General features: G+C 51.2%; 16 protein-coding genes. 8 read left to right on the top strand and 8 right to left on the bottom strand.

The window, feature by feature from the left end; all coding sequences use genetic code 11:
* Positions 1-10: 10 nt before the first annotated feature.
* From ACH5Y9_RS13540 to ACH5Y9_RS13520, 5 genes are read right to left on the bottom strand one after another with little or no spacing between them, the layout of a single operon-like run.
* Positions 11-421, bottom strand: coding sequence for a hypothetical protein (locus ACH5Y9_RS13540; protein ID WP_445366431.1), 411 nt, complete (start codon positions 419-421; stop codon positions 11-13).
* 5 nt (positions 422-426) lie between these two features.
* On the bottom strand, positions 427-1,344 hold the full coding sequence (locus ACH5Y9_RS13535; RefSeq protein WP_445366430.1) for a methyltransferase domain-containing protein: 918 nt from the start codon (positions 1,342-1,344) through the stop codon (positions 427-429).
* A 56-nt stretch (positions 1,345-1,400) separates the two neighbouring features.
* Positions 1,401-1,802 carry a hypothetical protein gene (locus ACH5Y9_RS13530; protein WP_445366429.1) on the bottom strand — a complete coding sequence of 134 codons (402 nt, stop codon included), beginning with the start codon at positions 1,800-1,802 and terminating at the stop codon, positions 1,401-1,403.
* Positions 1,795-2,550, bottom strand: coding sequence for a tRNA threonylcarbamoyladenosine dehydratase (locus tag ACH5Y9_RS13525; RefSeq protein WP_445366428.1), 756 nt, complete (start codon positions 2,548-2,550; stop codon positions 1,795-1,797). Before ACH5Y9_RS13525 ends, ACH5Y9_RS13530 begins: the two co-directional genes overlap by 8 nt.
* Complete coding sequence (locus ACH5Y9_RS13520; RefSeq protein WP_445366427.1) at positions 2,543-3,244, bottom strand: TatD family hydrolase; 702 nt, start codon at positions 3,242-3,244, stop codon at positions 2,543-2,545. The genes ACH5Y9_RS13525 and ACH5Y9_RS13520 overlap by 8 nt, the downstream gene beginning before the upstream one ends.
* Positions 3,245-3,337: 93 nt before the next feature.
* On the opposite strand from ACH5Y9_RS13520, the gene ettA reads away from it, so the two are divergent.
* From ettA to ACH5Y9_RS13485, 7 genes are all read left to right on the top strand, one after another.
* Positions 3,338-5,002 carry an energy-dependent translational throttle protein EttA gene (ettA, locus tag ACH5Y9_RS13515; RefSeq protein ID WP_445366426.1) on the top strand — a complete coding sequence of 555 codons (1,665 nt, stop codon included), beginning with the start codon at positions 3,338-3,340 and terminating at the stop codon, positions 5,000-5,002.
* A 191-nt stretch (positions 5,003-5,193) separates the two neighbouring features.
* The gene (gene hfq / locus ACH5Y9_RS13510; RefSeq protein ID WP_020482487.1) at positions 5,194-5,436 is read left to right on the top strand and encodes an RNA chaperone Hfq; all 243 of its coding nucleotides are present in this window, start codon (positions 5,194-5,196) and stop codon (positions 5,434-5,436) included.
* A gap of 11 nt (positions 5,437-5,447) precedes the next feature.
* Complete coding sequence (gene hflX / locus ACH5Y9_RS13505) at positions 5,448-6,713, top strand: ribosome rescue GTPase HflX (protein ID WP_445366425.1); 1,266 nt, start codon at positions 5,448-5,450, stop codon at positions 6,711-6,713.
* A gap of 165 nt (positions 6,714-6,878) precedes the next feature.
* Positions 6,879-8,072: an FtsH protease activity modulator HflK gene (gene hflK, locus ACH5Y9_RS13500; protein WP_033157324.1), complete on the top strand. Its 1,194-nt coding sequence runs from the start codon at positions 6,879-6,881 to the stop codon at positions 8,070-8,072.
* A 1-nt stretch (position 8,073) separates the two neighbouring features.
* On the top strand, positions 8,074-8,928 hold the full coding sequence (hflC, locus tag ACH5Y9_RS13495) for a protease modulator HflC (protein WP_033157325.1): 855 nt from the start codon (positions 8,074-8,076) through the stop codon (positions 8,926-8,928).
* 70 nt (positions 8,929-8,998) lie between these two features.
* The gene (locus ACH5Y9_RS13490) at positions 8,999-10,195 is read left to right on the top strand and encodes an ATP phosphoribosyltransferase regulatory subunit (RefSeq protein WP_445366424.1); all 1,197 of its coding nucleotides are present in this window, start codon (positions 8,999-9,001) and stop codon (positions 10,193-10,195) included.
* A gap of 42 nt (positions 10,196-10,237) precedes the next feature.
* On the top strand, positions 10,238-11,533 hold the full coding sequence (locus ACH5Y9_RS13485) for an adenylosuccinate synthase (protein WP_171694686.1): 1,296 nt from the start codon (positions 10,238-10,240) through the stop codon (positions 11,531-11,533).
* 104 nt (positions 11,534-11,637) lie between these two features.
* Here the strand turns inward: ACH5Y9_RS13485 and ACH5Y9_RS13480 are convergent, their stop codons facing one another.
* Together ACH5Y9_RS13480 and ACH5Y9_RS13475 are read right to left on the bottom strand one after the other, a co-directional pair.
* Positions 11,638-12,483, bottom strand: a complete 846-nt coding sequence (locus ACH5Y9_RS13480; protein WP_445366423.1) for a sulfurtransferase — start codon at positions 12,481-12,483, stop codon at positions 11,638-11,640.
* A 2-nt stretch (positions 12,484-12,485) separates the two neighbouring features.
* Positions 12,486-13,463: an NAD(P)H-quinone oxidoreductase gene (locus ACH5Y9_RS13475; protein WP_445366422.1), complete on the bottom strand. Its 978-nt coding sequence runs from the start codon at positions 13,461-13,463 to the stop codon at positions 12,486-12,488.
* A 78-nt stretch (positions 13,464-13,541) separates the two neighbouring features.
* Here ACH5Y9_RS13475 and argC point away from each other — a divergent pair, with 78 nt between their 5' ends.
* Positions 13,542-14,570, top strand: coding sequence for an N-acetyl-gamma-glutamyl-phosphate reductase (argC, locus tag ACH5Y9_RS13470; protein WP_445366421.1), 1,029 nt, complete (start codon positions 13,542-13,544; stop codon positions 14,568-14,570).
* A gap of 83 nt (positions 14,571-14,653) precedes the next feature.
* On the opposite strand, the gene xdp1 is transcribed toward argC, so the two are convergent.
* On the bottom strand, positions 14,654-15,412 hold the full coding sequence (gene xdp1, locus ACH5Y9_RS13465; RefSeq protein WP_445366420.1) for an exosortase-dependent surface protein XDP1: 759 nt from the start codon (positions 15,410-15,412) through the stop codon (positions 14,654-14,656).
* Positions 15,413-15,530: the final 118 nt, after the last annotated feature.

The following is a 15,530-nucleotide window of genomic DNA, read 5'->3' as shown; positions in this document are numbered from 1 at the left end:
GGTTTTACGTTTAAGGGTGGGCGTGCGGCGGCGCTTGCTCTTGGTCCATGCCGCTCATTAGCGCTTCCATCTTCTGAATGCTGGCATCGCAACCTTCGATGCTGGCTTGTACCTTGGCTTTAAAGCGCAAGCCCATGTGTTCGCCATCACTTTCCCGTTCCGCATATTCATTCAACAGATGACAGGCATCGTGCATGGTTTGTTCGGCATTTTCGAAGGTCTCGTTATCCGGCAATTGCTCGGCTTCACTGAGCATCATCAGTCGGCTTAATAGCGCACTCTGGTGGCGGAATACCGATTCGGCGTAGTCGGCAAAGCTGTCATGCTGGCTATTGGCGGGCACGCTTGCGCAACCCACTGCACCGCATACTACCAATGTAAATAGAGTCAGAAACTTCAAACGCGGTAGAACCATCGGCATCGTGTTTAAGCCTTTTGCGCAGTAAAAATGCAATATTCGGTGAGTTTTTCGGTAAACAACTGATGTTGGGCCAGACCGACCAAATAATTGGCGGTTTGTGCCTTGGAACGCAGCCCCAGCCATTGGCTGATGGTTTGTACCGGTTTCAGGCGTTTGGCGACTCTGAACATGTGCTCGACTGAAGCGTGGGTTTGCGCGGTGATGTCGTGACAAACAATCGTTTGAAAACCTTGCTGTTCCAACAAGTCAGTAAATTCGTCGCGCGCACACAGATTCGGTACGGCCCAGCCGTTCAAACAGGTCACGACCGCCTGCCATTGCTGTTCGTTAAATTGCCGCTGTAATACAAAGCCGTCGCAAACCACAATTCGGCCGCCGGGACGCAACACCCGCCAGGCTTCGCGCAAAAAGTCGCCTTTTTTTAACGCATGGCAGGAGCTTTCCAAAGCCCAGACGACATCAAAAGAGGCGTCGGGGAAGGGCGTGGCGCAAAAATCCGCGACTTCAAAATCAACTAATTCTGCAACGCCGTGGCGCTTGGCGTGCTGACGGGCATAGTCGGCTTGCTTGGCGCTGATGGTGATGCCGGTTACCCGATTGCCGTGTTGTTTAGCCATCCAGATCGTGCTGCCACCGATGCCGCAACCGGCGTCCAGAACCTTATCGCTGGCTTGAATCCCGGCTTTTTCATAAAGCACCTGATTTTTGTTCAGCAAGGCTTGATGTTGATCGTAAGGCTTGGCCTCGTCCCAATAACCGTAATGCAAGGCCAGATTGTCGCGGTTACACCAAGCCACCAGATAATCGTTGTAGCAGTCATCGTAGTGTTTGGCCGCGTCGGCCTGTAGTTCGCTGCTGGATAATTCGACGTTATCGCGCAGGCTTTGGTCGCGGTAGTCTTGATCGGGTTCTAGGGTGTACATCGTAGCGGGAATCGAGGAACGGGACGACTGAACGTAAGGCAAGGTAATCGGCCGAATTAGTTGGGTTGCCGGCCATTATAATTCAGATCGGCGATTCGCTTCATGCTGGCCGACAGATTGTTTAATTGCGGGTGATTGATTTCCAGCAGCGCAAATATTTGTTTTATTGCTAAGTCTTTGATTTGCTCGGGCTCCATGCCAAAGCGGATCTTGAACAAGCGCCGCTGTTTACCGGTCGGTAGTGCTGCCAGAATTTCGCTTAAACGCTGATCGATCAATTGTCGAGCTAAAGCCAGTTCGGGACTTAAACCTTCGTCCTTGGCTTGGAAAGTGGGTTGGGTGGGCACGGGGTTTGGCTGATTTGCCGTGGTCGCGCGCTGCCGCATCTCCTGCAAACGTGAACTTTTGCCTGGATTGACCAACAGCGAATCCGCTGGGCGGGTGGGTGATTTAGCCATGATGTTTGTTATGGGTGGAATGCGCGGGATCGTGAATCAAGTTGCGGATGACTACCGAAGCGCAGACGCCGCCGAACGCCGCCGGTAAATACGAAATGGTGCCGTAAGCCGACTTTTTATAATTGCTGCCGTCGGTAAACATCAACGAATCTTTATTCACCACTTCCGGCGAAAATACCACCTTCACGCCCCGGCTGATGCCATGTTTGCGCAAACGTGTGCGAATGAATTGCGCAAATGGGCAGTTATAGGTTTTGGAGATGTCCACCACCTTTAGGTGCGTGGGGTCCATCTTGCCTCCCGCGCCCATGGAACTGACGATTTTCATTTTGTTGGTTTTGGCGGCGCGGATTAGATGGATCTTCGGCGTCAGGCTATCAATGGCGTCGACTATATAATCGTAATGGGTGGTCAGCAAATCGGCGGCGGTGTCCGGGGTGATGAATTCGTGGCGAATATGCAGTTTTAATTCCGGATTGATTGCCAACAAACGCTCGCCCATGATGTCGGCCTTGGATTGGCCGTGCGTGGTCGATAATGCAGGCAGTTGGCGGTTACGATTGCTCGGGTCTACCACATCGCCATCGACGATGGTCATTTCGCCGACGCCGGCCCGACAGATAAATTCGGCGGCAAACGAGCCCACGCCGCCCATGCCCACCACCAACACATGGGATTGTTGCAGCTTGTCCAGTTTGGGCTTGCCGATCAGTAGTTCGGTGCGGGAAAGCCAGCTTAAATCAGTCATGCAGAAATACTCGTTTGAAATTGCTCAGGATTTGTTGGCGCAAGGTTGCGATGTCCAAATCAAGCATTTTAGCCGCTGCGGCATATATCGCGTCAATGGATACGTTTGCGGTGTCGGTTTCCAGGAATAGGCGATCAGTTGGCGTGCATCTTAGTGCTTCGCCGGCATGGCTGCGAGGATTTAGCAAGGCGGCGCCAAAGGATAGATAAACCCCGTGTCTCAGTAATTGTTCAGCCAAGGCAGGGTTGCCGTTAAAGCCGTGAATGACCCACGGCGTCTGGATGTTTGGAGTGGATTTTTTAATCTGGATCAGCTCGTTGAAGGCGCGTACGCAATGAATGATCAACGGTTTGCCAAGTTGGTTGGCGAGCTTGATCTGGCCTATGAATGCGGGGATTTGCATAGCCAACGGCGTGGCAATAGCTTTGTCCAGTCCGCATTCGCCAATTGCCAATAGCTGTGGATCCTGGCTGGCTGAGCTGATTTTCATTAAAGCGGTTTCGGCGTTTTCTTCGTCGAGATGCCAGGGATGTAAACCCAAGCTGTAAAAGCCGTGGCGTGTTGCCGTGCCGTCGAAATCCTGGGTGGCGAGGCTGATCATTTCAACGGTCTGCTGGCTGCCGGTTTGGTGGCAATGAATGTCAATGTAGGCATCGGCCAAGCTCAGCGTGTTGTTAGCTGTTTCAATAATCACTGAATTACCACCTGATACTCGATAAAAATTAACACCCTTAAAAAACCGTTATCGCACGGTATAATGCTATTTTATTTCTTCAGCAGAAAAACAATGGCGCAATATATTTTCTCGATGAACCGGGTCGGCAAGATCGTACCGCCCAAGAAGTACATCCTTAAAGACATTTCCTTATCGTTTTTTCCTGGCGCCAAAATCGGTGTGCTCGGTTTAAACGGCTCCGGTAAATCCACGCTGCTGCGCATCATGGCCGGCATCGACAAGGAAATCGAAGGCGAAGCGATTCCGCTGAAAGGCACCAAGATCGGCTATCTGCCGCAAGAACCGCAACTGGATCCGAATAAAACTGTGCGCGGCAATATCGAAGAAGCGGTTGCGGAAATCAAAGACGTGCTTGCTCGATTGGACGCCGTCTATGCCGCTTACGCGGAGCCGGATGCCGATTTCGACGCGCTGGCCGCTGAACAAGCCAAGCTGGAGGACATTATCAATGCGTGTGACGGGCATAACCTGGATCGCACGCTGGAAGTAGCGGCCGATGCCTTGCGCCTGCCGGATTGGGATGCCGATGTCACCAAGTTGTCCGGCGGTGAAAAACGCCGGGTGGCGCTGTGCCGCTTGTTGCTGTCCAAGCCTGATATGCTGCTGCTGGACGAGCCTACCAACCATTTGGATGCCGAATCGGTGGCCTGGCTGGAGCGCTTTCTGCATGATTATCCTGGTACCGTGGTTGCGGTAACCCATGACAGGTATTTCCTCGACAATGTTGCCGGCTGGATCTTGGAGCTGGACCGCGGAATGGGGATTCCCTGGGAAGGAAATTACTCTTCTTGGCTGGAACAAAAAGAAAAACGTCTGGAGCTGGAGGAGAAACAAGAGTCTTCTCGGCAGAAAGCCATGAAAGCCGAACTGGAGTGGGTGCGATCCAATCAAAAAGGCCGGCACGCCAAGAGCAAGGCGCGTCTGGCGCGCTTTGAAGAGTTGTCGTCGGTCGAAACGCAAAAACGTAACGAGACCCAGGAAATTTATATTCCACCCGGTCCACGTCTGGGCGATGTGGTGATCGACGTTGAGAACATCAGCAAGGGTTTTGGCGACAGGTTGTTGATCAACAACTTGAGTTTCAAATTGCCGCCGGGCGGTATCGTCGGCATCATCGGCCCGAACGGTGCCGGTAAAACCACCTTGTTCCGGATGATGGCGGGATTTGAAAAACCGGATGCCGGCGACATCAAATTCGGTCAGACCGTGCAGATGGCCTATGTCGATCAGATGCGCGACGACATGGACAACAATAAGACAGTTTGGGAAGAAATTTCCGACGGTCTGGACATGATTACCGTCGGCAAATATGAAACACCGTCGCGAGCGTATATCGGCCGTTTCAACTTTAAGGGCGGGGATCAGCAAAAACGCATAGGTGAATTGTCCGGCGGCGAGCGTAATCGCGTGCATTTGGCCAAGCTGCTGAAAAGCGGCGGCAACGTGTTGCTACTCGACGAGCCGACCAACGATTTGGATGTGGAAACGTTGCGGGCACTGGAAGAGGCTCTGCTGGCTTTCCCTGGTTGCGCGGTGGTGATCTCGCATGATCGTTGGTTCTTGGATCGGATCGCCACACATATGTTGGCGTTCGAAGGCGATAGCGAAGTTGTGTGGTTTGAGGGTAATTATGCGGACTACGAAGCTGACCGTCATAGACGCCTGGGCACAGACGCCGACAATCCGCGTCGTATCAAATATAAAAAAATCGGCTAAGCTGAACTTAAGCAGCCGTTGTTATTTTCGCAACGGCTTTGCTAATAAAGATTCGATTGAACTTGAAATAGCGGCGAGCAGTCCCAAAGTCACTAACAGTTTTTTATTGATCCGCAGCCCGCGTGTTGAAATTGGTGGGTCTAGCGGGTAATGTATTAATAGCGCACCGAACAATAATAAGGAGAAATAGGATGTCGAAAGCACAAAACTTGCAGGACAACTTTTTGAATGCCCTCAGAAAAGAACACACCCCCGTGTCGATTTTTTTGGTTAACGGTATCAAACTGCAAGGCCGCGTCGATTCTTTCGACCAATACGTGGTGATGCTGAAAAACACTGTGAATCAGATGGTTTACAAGCATGCCATATCCACTATCGTTCCCGGCAAAAATGTTACGATGCACCGTGACCCCGACGTTAGCGACGAAAGCTAAGAGGTTATTTTTTGTTTGAACGTCCCGATGCGGGTGAACGAGCCATTCTCGTTCACCTCAATTTGCAAGTTGGTCAAGAAGACCTCGACGAGCTGAAAGAACTAACCAAATCCGCAGGCGCCCAACCCACTCATGTAGTCACCGGTAGCCGGTATCGGCCTGATCCGAAATATTTTGTCGGCACGGGCAAGGTTGAAGAAATCAGGTCGGCGATCATCGAACATGAAGCCAATATTGTTATCGTCAATCATCCACTCACACCCAGCCAAGAGCGTAATTTGGAGAAAGCCCTGGAAGTCAGGGTGGTGGATCGCAACGGCCTGATTCTGGATATTTTTGCGCAGCGGGCGCAAACCTTCGAAGGTAAATTACAGGTTGAACTGGCGCAGCTTAAACATTTGTCGACTCGATTGATTCGCGGCTGGACGCACTTGGAACGGCAAAAAGGCGGTATCGGTTTGCGTGGTCCTGGCGAAACCCAGTTGGAAACCGATAGGCGATTATTGGCGGTGCGTATCAAGCAGATTCAGCAGCGCCTGGGTAAGGTTGAAAAGCAGCGTCATCAAGGCCGAAGTAAGCGTAAAAAGGCCGAAACTCCCACCGTATCTTTAGTTGGCTATACCAACGCCGGTAAGTCCACCTTGTTTAACACCTTAACCGGTGCCGACATTTACGCGGCCGATCAATTGTTTGCCACATTGGATCCTACCTTGCGGCAATTGTCGCTGAGTAATGGCGGCGAAATCATTTTGGCCGATACCGTGGGCTTTATTCGGCATTTACCGCATGAATTGGTGGCGGCGTTCAGATCTACGTTGCAAGAAGCCAGCGAGGCGGATTTGCTGTTGCACGTGATTGATGCGGCGGCGGAAGATCGCGAAGATACGATCTATCAGGTTAACCAAGTCTTAAACGACATCGACGCCGCTAAAATTCCTCAGTTGATGGTGTTCAACAAAATCGATTTGCTGGAGGACGTGGCGCCGCATATCGATTACGATGCTGACGGTAAGCCTGTCAGCGTCTGGATTTCCGCGCAAAACGGGGTAGGCTGTGATTTGTTGCAGCAGGCTCTGTCCGAATTATTCGCGAGCAGTAAGGTGATTCGAAAGTGCTTTTTGCCAGCCAGCCAAGCCGGATTAAAAGCAAAGTTATTCACTTTTGTGAAAATAATCGACGAGGTCAATAACGATAGCGGCGATTGCGAATTGACGATAGAAATTGACAAAAAGCATTTGGGCTTGTTGAAGGGTATTGACGTTCATGAGCAGGCTTAGCCGGGGGATTGACGTAAGAATCCCCCAGTTATTTGCTCGGAAATGGTTAAGTTACGATAGAATGGCGACTTTTCGGATAGACCAGCCAGTGCTTCGAATCATCGAACAGGCGGTCATTACGAAATAGCTTTAGAGTTTTCAAATCCAATCTTTGGAGTGTTTGGTATGTCTTGGAATGAACCCGGCGGTGGTAAAAAAGACCCCTGGAGTGGTCGTAATGATAAGAATGATCCACCCGATTTGGACGAGGTAATTCGTTCGCTACAGGACAAGCTGGGCGGTATTTTCGGTGGCGGTTCTAAAGGTGGTATCGGCAATGGCCCGTCGATGAAAGGTGTCGGTTTGCTGGCTGCCGGTGCAATCGTTCTATGGGGTTTGAGCGGATTCTATACCGTCGACGAAGGTACGCGCGGCGTGGTGACTCGCTTCGGTGCCTATGTCAATACCACACAGCCCGGTCTGAACTGGCATATCCCGTCGCCTATAGAGCAAGTGGCGGTCATCAATGTCGAGCAACAACGCTTTATCGAAGTGGGTTACCGTTCCGGTGGCGGGCAGGGTATGGGTTCAGTGCCTAAGGAAGCGATGATGCTGACTAAAGACGAAAATATCGTCGACGTCCGTTTAGCCGTCCAATACCAAGTCAAAGATGCCAAGGACTATGCGTTCAACGTACTCGACCCTGCCTCAACGCTGAAACAAGTCACCGAAAGCGTGCAGCGCGGTGTGATTGGCCGTAGCGATATGGATTTTGTGCTGACCGAAGGCCGTAGCGACATTGTTTTGGCGGTTAAGTCAGAAATTCAAGCGGTCATGGATGCCTACAAAACCGGTATTTTGATCACCAGCGTCAACTTGCAGGACGCGCAGCCACCTGAACAAGTACAAGGTTCCTTTGAAGATGCCATCAAGGCGCGGGAAGACAAGCAGCGCTTGATCAACGAAGCTGAAGCTTATTCTAACGATGTAGTGCCCAAAGCCCGTGGTGCCGCTTCACGTATCGTGCAGGAATCTGAAGCCTACAAAGAAAAAGTGATTGCCCGCGCAAACGGTGATGTCAGCCGCTTCTCGCAATTGCTGGCCGAATACAAAAAAGCACCGGCGGTAACCAAGCAGCGGATGTATATCGAAGCGATGGAATTGGTCCTGGGCCGTTCCAACAACGTGCTGGTGGATGTCAAAGGCGGTAACAATATTATGTATCTGCCGTTGGAAAAGTTGGCGAATAAGGCTGCTGAAGATGCCGCTCCGGCCCCCGTAGTCAGCCACGAGCCGGTTTCTTTAAGCCCCCAACCTGTGAAAGAAATTAAAACCGATGTGCGCACGTCAAGCCGTGAACGCGATGTGAGAGGACGCTAAGATGGGAAATAAGATTTTAGTCGCCGTTGGCGCAGTAGTAATCTTGCTCTCGATGTCGGTATTTACCGTGGCAGAAACCGAGCGGGTAATTAAGTTTCAATTAGGCGAGATTGTCGGTGCCGATTTCCAACCGGGCATGCACTTTAAACTACCGTTTATCAATAATGTTAAAAAGTTCGAAGCGCGCATTCTGACCATGGATTCCACGCCGGAGCGCTTTTTAACGGCGGAAAAGAAAAATGTTATCGTTGATTCGTTTGTCAAATGGCGGATAGGTGATGTCAAGACCTTTTACACCACCGTTGCCGGTGATGTGAACCAGGCTAATATTCGTCTCGATCAAATCATCAAAGATTCCGCGCGTAGCGAATTCAGTAAACGCGAGATCAAGCAATTGGTATCTACGGATCGCAGTGCCATTCGCGATGCTTTGATTACCAATGTCTCGCCGCATGCAGCAAAATTAGGCATTACCATCGTTGACGTTCAAGTCAAGCGTATCGATTTGCCGGCTGAAGTGAGTACCTCGGTTTATCAAAGAATGGAAGCCGAACGGGCGCGGGTGGCTCGGGAGTTCCGTTCACAAGGTTCGGAAGCCGCCGAGCGGATTCGCGCCGATGCTGATAAGCAGCGGGAGATCATTTTGGCCAACGCTTATCGCGATTCCGAAGTAATGCGAGGTGAAGGTGACGCTAAAGCTGCGGATATTTTCGCTAAAGCATACAGTGAAGACAGCGATTTCTTTGCGTTTTATCGCAGCCTGATAGCGTACAAAGAAAGCCTGGGCAAATCCGGCAACATCATGGTGCTGGAACCGAATTCCGACTTCTTCAAATATTTCAAGAATCAGAAATAACCTCCATTTGAGTTACGTGTAGTCAAACGCCCCGCCATGCGGGGCGTTTGCTGTGTTTGAGACAGACAAAATGCAAAAAAAAGACACCTGGCTATTGCCGGAAGGAATTAGCGAAGTATTGCCGGAACAGGCCGCGCATCTGGAGAAGTTGCGTAGAAAGCTTTTGGATACTTTTGCCTGCTGGGGTTACCAGTTGGTCATTCCGCCGTTTGTGGATTTTCTCCACTCCTTGCTGATCGGTTCAGGACATGACCTGGATTTACAGACGTTTAAGCTGACCGATCAATTGAGTGGCGAAATGTTGGGGGTACGCGCAGATATGACGCCGCAAGTGGCGAGAATCGACGCTCATCACTTCCAGCACGACGGTCCGACTCGCTTATGCTATGCCGGCACCGTGCTGCACACTTTGGGCGATCCTCTGGAAAAAAGCCGTAGCCCGATGCAAATTGGTGCTGAACTTTACGGGCATGCCGGCCTGGAAAGCGATTACGAAGTCATCCAGTTGATGCTGGAAATGCTGGCGATTAGCGGTTTGCAAAACGTGCACTTGGATTTAGGGCACGTCGCTATCTACCGAGCTTTGGCTGAACATGCCGGTCTTGATCCGCAACAGGAAGCTGAATTGTTCGATGTTCTGCAGCGTAAGGCCAGAACTGAACTGGCGGAATTGCTTGCCGAGTTTAATATAGACACGCGCTATAAAGACGTCTTCAATGCTTTGCCTAAACTGAATGGCGGCCGGGATGTACTTGATAAAGCTAAAGCCTTATTGACCGGTTTTGCCGGTGCCGATGAAATTGCCGGCGCCTTGGCGGATTTGCAGGGTATAGCCGATAAATTACGCCGAGATTTTCCGGCGTTGACGGTGAGTTTCGATTTGGCCGAGTTGCGGGGGTATCACTATCATACCGGCATGGTATTCGCCGCTTTCGTGCCTGCTTTGGGCAAGGAAATTGCCCGCGGCGGCCGCTACGATAATATCGGCGAAGTATTCGGCCGAGCGCGAGCCGCTACCGGTTTTAGTGCAGATTTAAAAGTATTGGCGGGCATGTATAAAGTCGATGACGAAGCAGCGCAGTTAGTGTTTGCCCCTTTTGCGGAAGATGCTGATTTGCGGGAAGCTATTAGAGATTTACGTGCGCAAGGCGTGGCAGTGATTCAACATCTGCCGGAACAACAAGGCGGCGCTGAACAGCAGGGCTGCAATGCTATTTTAGAAAAACACAATCAACGCTGGGTTGTTAAATCAATAAGCTGTCGTTAGATCAATAAGCTGTCGTTAAACCACTAGTTTAAGGTTAGAAATATGGGAAAGAATGTTGTTGTTATCGGCACGCAATGGGGCGATGAAGGTAAAGGTAAGCTGGTCGATCTTTTAACCGAACAAGCTGCTGCGGTGGTGCGCTTTCAAGGCGGCCACAATGCCGGTCACACCTTGGTGATTAACGGCGAAAAAACCGTATTGCATCTGATTCCGTCCGGTGTATTGCGGGAAGGCGTGCAATGCATGATAGGCAATGGCGTCGTGCTGTGCCCGGAAGCATTATTGAAGGAAATCGAGATTTTGGAAAAATCCGGCGTACCGGTCCGGCATAGGTTGCAGATCAGCGAAGCCTGCGCCTTGATTTTACCGATACATGTTGCTATCGATCAGGCTCGTGAGAAGGCTAGAGGCAGCAAGGCCATCGGCACGACTGGCCGCGGTATTGGGCCTGCCTATGAAGACAAGGTAGCCAGACGCGGCTTGCGAGCCGGCGATTTGCGCAATACCGAAGAATTCGCCGCTCGCTTAAAAGAGCTGGTCGAATATCACAACTTCATGTTGATTAATTATTACCATGTCGAGCCGGTTAATTATGACGAGGTACTGGCAAATACCTTGCGTTTGGGTGAGATCATCAAGCCGATGCTGACCGACGTTGGCGAGGCTATCTACAGCTATCAAAACCAAGGCGAAAACGTGCTGTTCGAAGGCGCGCAAGGCGCACTTCTTGATATAGACCACGGTACTTATCCCTACGTCACTTCATCCAATACCACGGCGGGCGGTGCGGCTACCGGTACTGGAGTAGGGCCTTTGGCGCTGGATTATGTGTTGGGTATTACTAAAGCCTATTCCACTCGCGTCGGTAACGGCCCGTTCCCCACCGAATTGCTGGATCATTACGGCGAGCATCTGGGCGTGAAAGGCCACGAGTTTGGCGCCACCACGGGCCGTAAACGCCGTTGCGGCTGGTTCGACGCGGTGTCCATGCGTAAATCGGCGCAATTAAATAGCTTGAGCGGTATCTGCCTGACTAAGCTCGACGTGCTGGATGGTCTGGATAAAATTGGTATCTGCACCGCTTACAAGATTAACGGTGAAATGACTGAGACCGCCCCGCTAGGTGCTGATCAATATGCGGCGTGTGAAGCCGTTATTGAGGAAATGCCGGGTTGGACAGGTACGACTGCTGGCGTTACTGATTTTGCACAATTGCCGGAAAATGCCAAAGCCTATATTGCTAGGCTGGAACAACTGGTCGGTGTAAAAGTCACGATCTTGTCTACGGGCCCGGACAGGAACGAAACCATAGTCTTGGAAAATCCGTTCCAGGCTTAACGCTTAAGCAATAAACCTGCCTTTAAGACGCTGAATATATTCAGCGTCTTTACAGTTTTAGTCGTTCAGAAAATACAGCACAGCTGTTTATGTTTATGCTGGGGTCAATCTCTAGCGACAGCTCTATTCCGGTTAGTAATCCAGTCGCTCCATGAGCCGGTGTAAAGTTTAGAACCCTTTAGTCCTGCAATTTCCATCGCTAACAGGTTGTGACAGGCGGTCACACCCGATCCGCACATGTGTACTACTTGCTCGGCTGGATAAGGAGCTACTAGCGCGCTAAATTGCTGGTGTAACTGATCGGTGGGTAAAAATAATCCCGATTTGTCCAGATTGGTTTGCAAGGGCCTATTTCGCGCTTTGGGTACATGGCCGGCTACTGGGTCTATAGGCTCTTGTCGACCATGAAAGCGTTCAGGTGTTCTGGCATCTATCAAGGTGAATTTTCGTGTCGCCAAACCGTTTGCCACTTGATCGGCATCCAGCCATTGTTTGTTGTCAAGATAGACGCGGAATTGACTGGCGGTAATGTTTGGAAGCACGGTAGTGACCGGAAAATCTTGCTTTTGCCAGCGCGTAAATCCGCCATCCAGCACCGCGACTTGAGTATGGCCCATCGTGCGTAGCAGCCACCACATCCGCCCGGCAAACGCGCCACCGGCATCGTCGTACACCACGATTTGACTGCGGTTGTTGACGCCCCAATCGCCCAACTTTGTACCTAATACGTTAAAGTCAGGCAATGGATGGCGGCCGGTATACGATCGCACCGGTGAAGACAAATCCTGGTTTAAATCAGCATAGCGCGCACCGGGAATATGGCCTTGTCGATAGGATTTATGACCGGCTGTCACATCGGCAAGCGAGAAACGGCAGTCGAATATTCGCCAATCCGGATTGTTCAAATTAGCAGCCAGAGTGTCTGTGGAAACCAGTGTGGTGTAGGGCATGCTTATATCTCCAAAATAATTTTACCGATATGTTGGCTGCTTTCCATGCGCTCGTGGGCTTGCGCGGCCCTAGCTAGTGGAAAAACCGAATCGATGATGGGTTTGATTTGGCCGGATTCCAGTAGCGGCCAAACCTTTGCAAAAAGTTGTTGGGCTATTTTAGCTTTGAAATCATCGTTGCGGGGGCGCAAGGTAGTGCCGGCAATGGTCAGGCGCTTCATTAGCACGGATGCCAGATTAATTTCGCTTTTACCGCCGTTTTGGATGGCAATTTGTTGGAGTCGGCCATCGATAGCCAGACATTTCAAGTTACGCGGCAAGTAGTCCCCGCCGATTATGTCTAAAACGACATTAACGCCTTTGCCATCTGTCTGATGCATAACGGCTTCGACAAAGTCCTGCTGCCGATAATCGATCGCAAGGTCTGCGCCCAATTTTTCGCAATACTGGCATTTATCTTCGTTACCTGCGGTGACAATCACTTGCGCGCCAAATGCTTTGCCAAGCTGAAGGGCGGTGGTGCCGATGCCGCTGGTGCCACCATGCACCAGTAACGTTTCGCCGGCTTGCAGTTTCGCGCGATCAAATAGGTTGCTCCACACTGTAAAAAAAGTTTCCGGTAGCGCGGCGGCTTGAATAAAACTGAAGCCTTGCGGTATTGGCAGGCAGCAACAGGCGCTTGCCAGGGAATATTCCGCATAACCGCCGCCGGTCAGCAATGCGCACACACGGTCGCCAATATTGAGGTGTTTTACTTGGCTGCCAAGTTCAGCGATAGTGCCCGCTACTTCCAGGCCTAGAACCGGGGGGGCGCCGGGTGGCGGAGGGTACAGGCCTTTGCGTTGCATCAGGTCCGGGCGGTTTACTCCGGCTGCGGCCACTTTGATCAATACTTGATGTGGGGCGGGTGAGGGTAGAGCTTGATCGGTGACGATTAAATCGGTCAACTCAGAGGAGCGATAAATCTCGATGGCGCGCATGGTGTTAAGCTTTGCGGGGAGAGTGGCGTATTATATGCGCCGCATTAGATTAACAGTATTTTTTCAACGAGAACATTCATGATACGTGCAGGCATTGTCGGCGGTACCGGGTATACCGGCGTCGAATTATTAAGAATTTTGGTATTGCATCCCCAGGTCGAAGTGAGTGTGGTGACTTCGCGCGCGGATGCCGGAATGCGAGTGGATCAGTTGTATCCGAGTCTACGGGGCTGCTGTGATGTGACATTTAGCCTGCCGGAACTGGACAATTTAAAAGACTGCGACGTGGTGTTTTTTGCGACGCCGAACGGCACGGCCATGCTGATGGCCGAAGCCCTGCTCGCGCTTGGTATCAAGGTCATCGACTTGTCGGCCGATTTCAGGATCAAAGACCAACAGGAATGGGAAAAATGGTATGGCATGCAGCACGCCAGCCCGGATTTGATCGCCGAAGCAGTCTACGGTTTGCCGGAAGTCAATCGCGAGCAGATCAAACAGGCGCGCTTGATCGCATGCCCTGGCTGCTATCCGACTGCCGTGCAATTGGGGTTTTTGCCGTTATTGGAGGTCGGCGCGATTGATCAGCAGCATTTGATCGCCGATGTGAAATCCGGCGTCAGCGGTGCCGGACGCAAGGCGGAAATATCGTCGTTGATGAGTGAGGCAGGTGAGAGTTTTAAGGCTTATGCAGTCGCCGGGCACAGACATTCGCCGGAAATCAGGCAGGGTTTGCAAAATGTTGCCAAACAGGCAGTTGGTTTAACTTTCGTGCCACATCTGACGCCGATGATACGCGGTATTCACGCCACGCTGTATGCGCGATTAAACCGAAAGCTGGATTTGCAAAATCTGTTTGAAGAGAAGTATCGCGAAGAAAGATTTGTGGATGTGTTGCCGAATGGCAGTCATGCCGACACACGCAATGTGCGCGGCAGCAATCGCTGTCAGATTGCCGTGCATCAACCGCAAAGCGGCGATACGGTGGTGATTTTGTCGGTGATTGATAACTTGGTGAAAGGCGCGTCGGGGCAGGCGGTGCAAAATATGAATCTGATGTTCGGGCTGCCCGAGTATCTGTCTTTAGAGACGGTTGCTTTATATCCTTAATATGTATTAAAAACGTGGTGCATAAAAAAACCGTCTTCCGGTTTTATTCGGAAGACGGTTTCTTATTTAGAGCTTCTGTGCGCTTATGCGGCCAAGGCTTGAGTTTTGCGATTCATTCTCCAGCCCAGCATGCCGCCAGCCAGCAACAACAGGCTGGTTGGCTCCGGCACGCTGCCGGCACCGCCGCCACCGCCTGGCGTTCCTGATGTGCCTTCAAGCTTGGTGAGCTTGAAGTAGTCGTTGCTGTTGTCGACGTTAGAGTCTCCCAAGCCGGAACCCCATCTGCTGCTGTACGCGCTAATCAACCAAAGACTTGAAGACAGGCTGTTTGGGTTGATGTCTTCAGCCACGTCGCCAACGGTATTGTAACTACCTACGAATTCCCAGCTGTTGCTAAGAAGACTGGAAATACTTTTTCCGGAAATATCTGCTGCGCCAGTAAGCGCACCGGTAGCCGGTACCGTGCCTTTGTATCTGAGAACCGATATATCTGAGTCGTAGGCCGTGGTATCCGGCCAACCGACAGTTAGTTTGTCTAAAATCGTGCTGCCATCAAACCGAAATAGTACCGCTTCGATTCTGCCGTTGTTATCAACCGCATGGTCTGGGTAGCTATTTGTCGTCTCCGAGCCGCTTAATACACCCAGACCGTTAGCACTGCCGTACCAAGCCAGTGTGGCTGCCGAAAAAGTTGAAGTGCTTGTAGTCCCAACTGAGTATGCAGCCATACTTTGAATGCCCGTCGGTGTCACTGAACTAGTACCGTTTATAGTCCATATGGTGGCGTTAACCGACCACGGGGCCAGCAGCAGAGTTGCTATAGCCAAGAGTTTTGGGGTCATAATGTCCTCGCAATTTTTGAAATTTTACCTTCCGGTATTGTCTTCGTCGGCCTGGAAATAACCATTGTACTATTGGTCATGAACAAAGTTTTACGGTCTGTTTATATGTAAGCACTTA

The organism is Methylomonas sp. BW4-1 (assembly GCF_052474385.1).
Note: the sequence above shows the minus strand (reverse complement) of the source record. Positions and strands in the feature narration are given on the sequence as shown.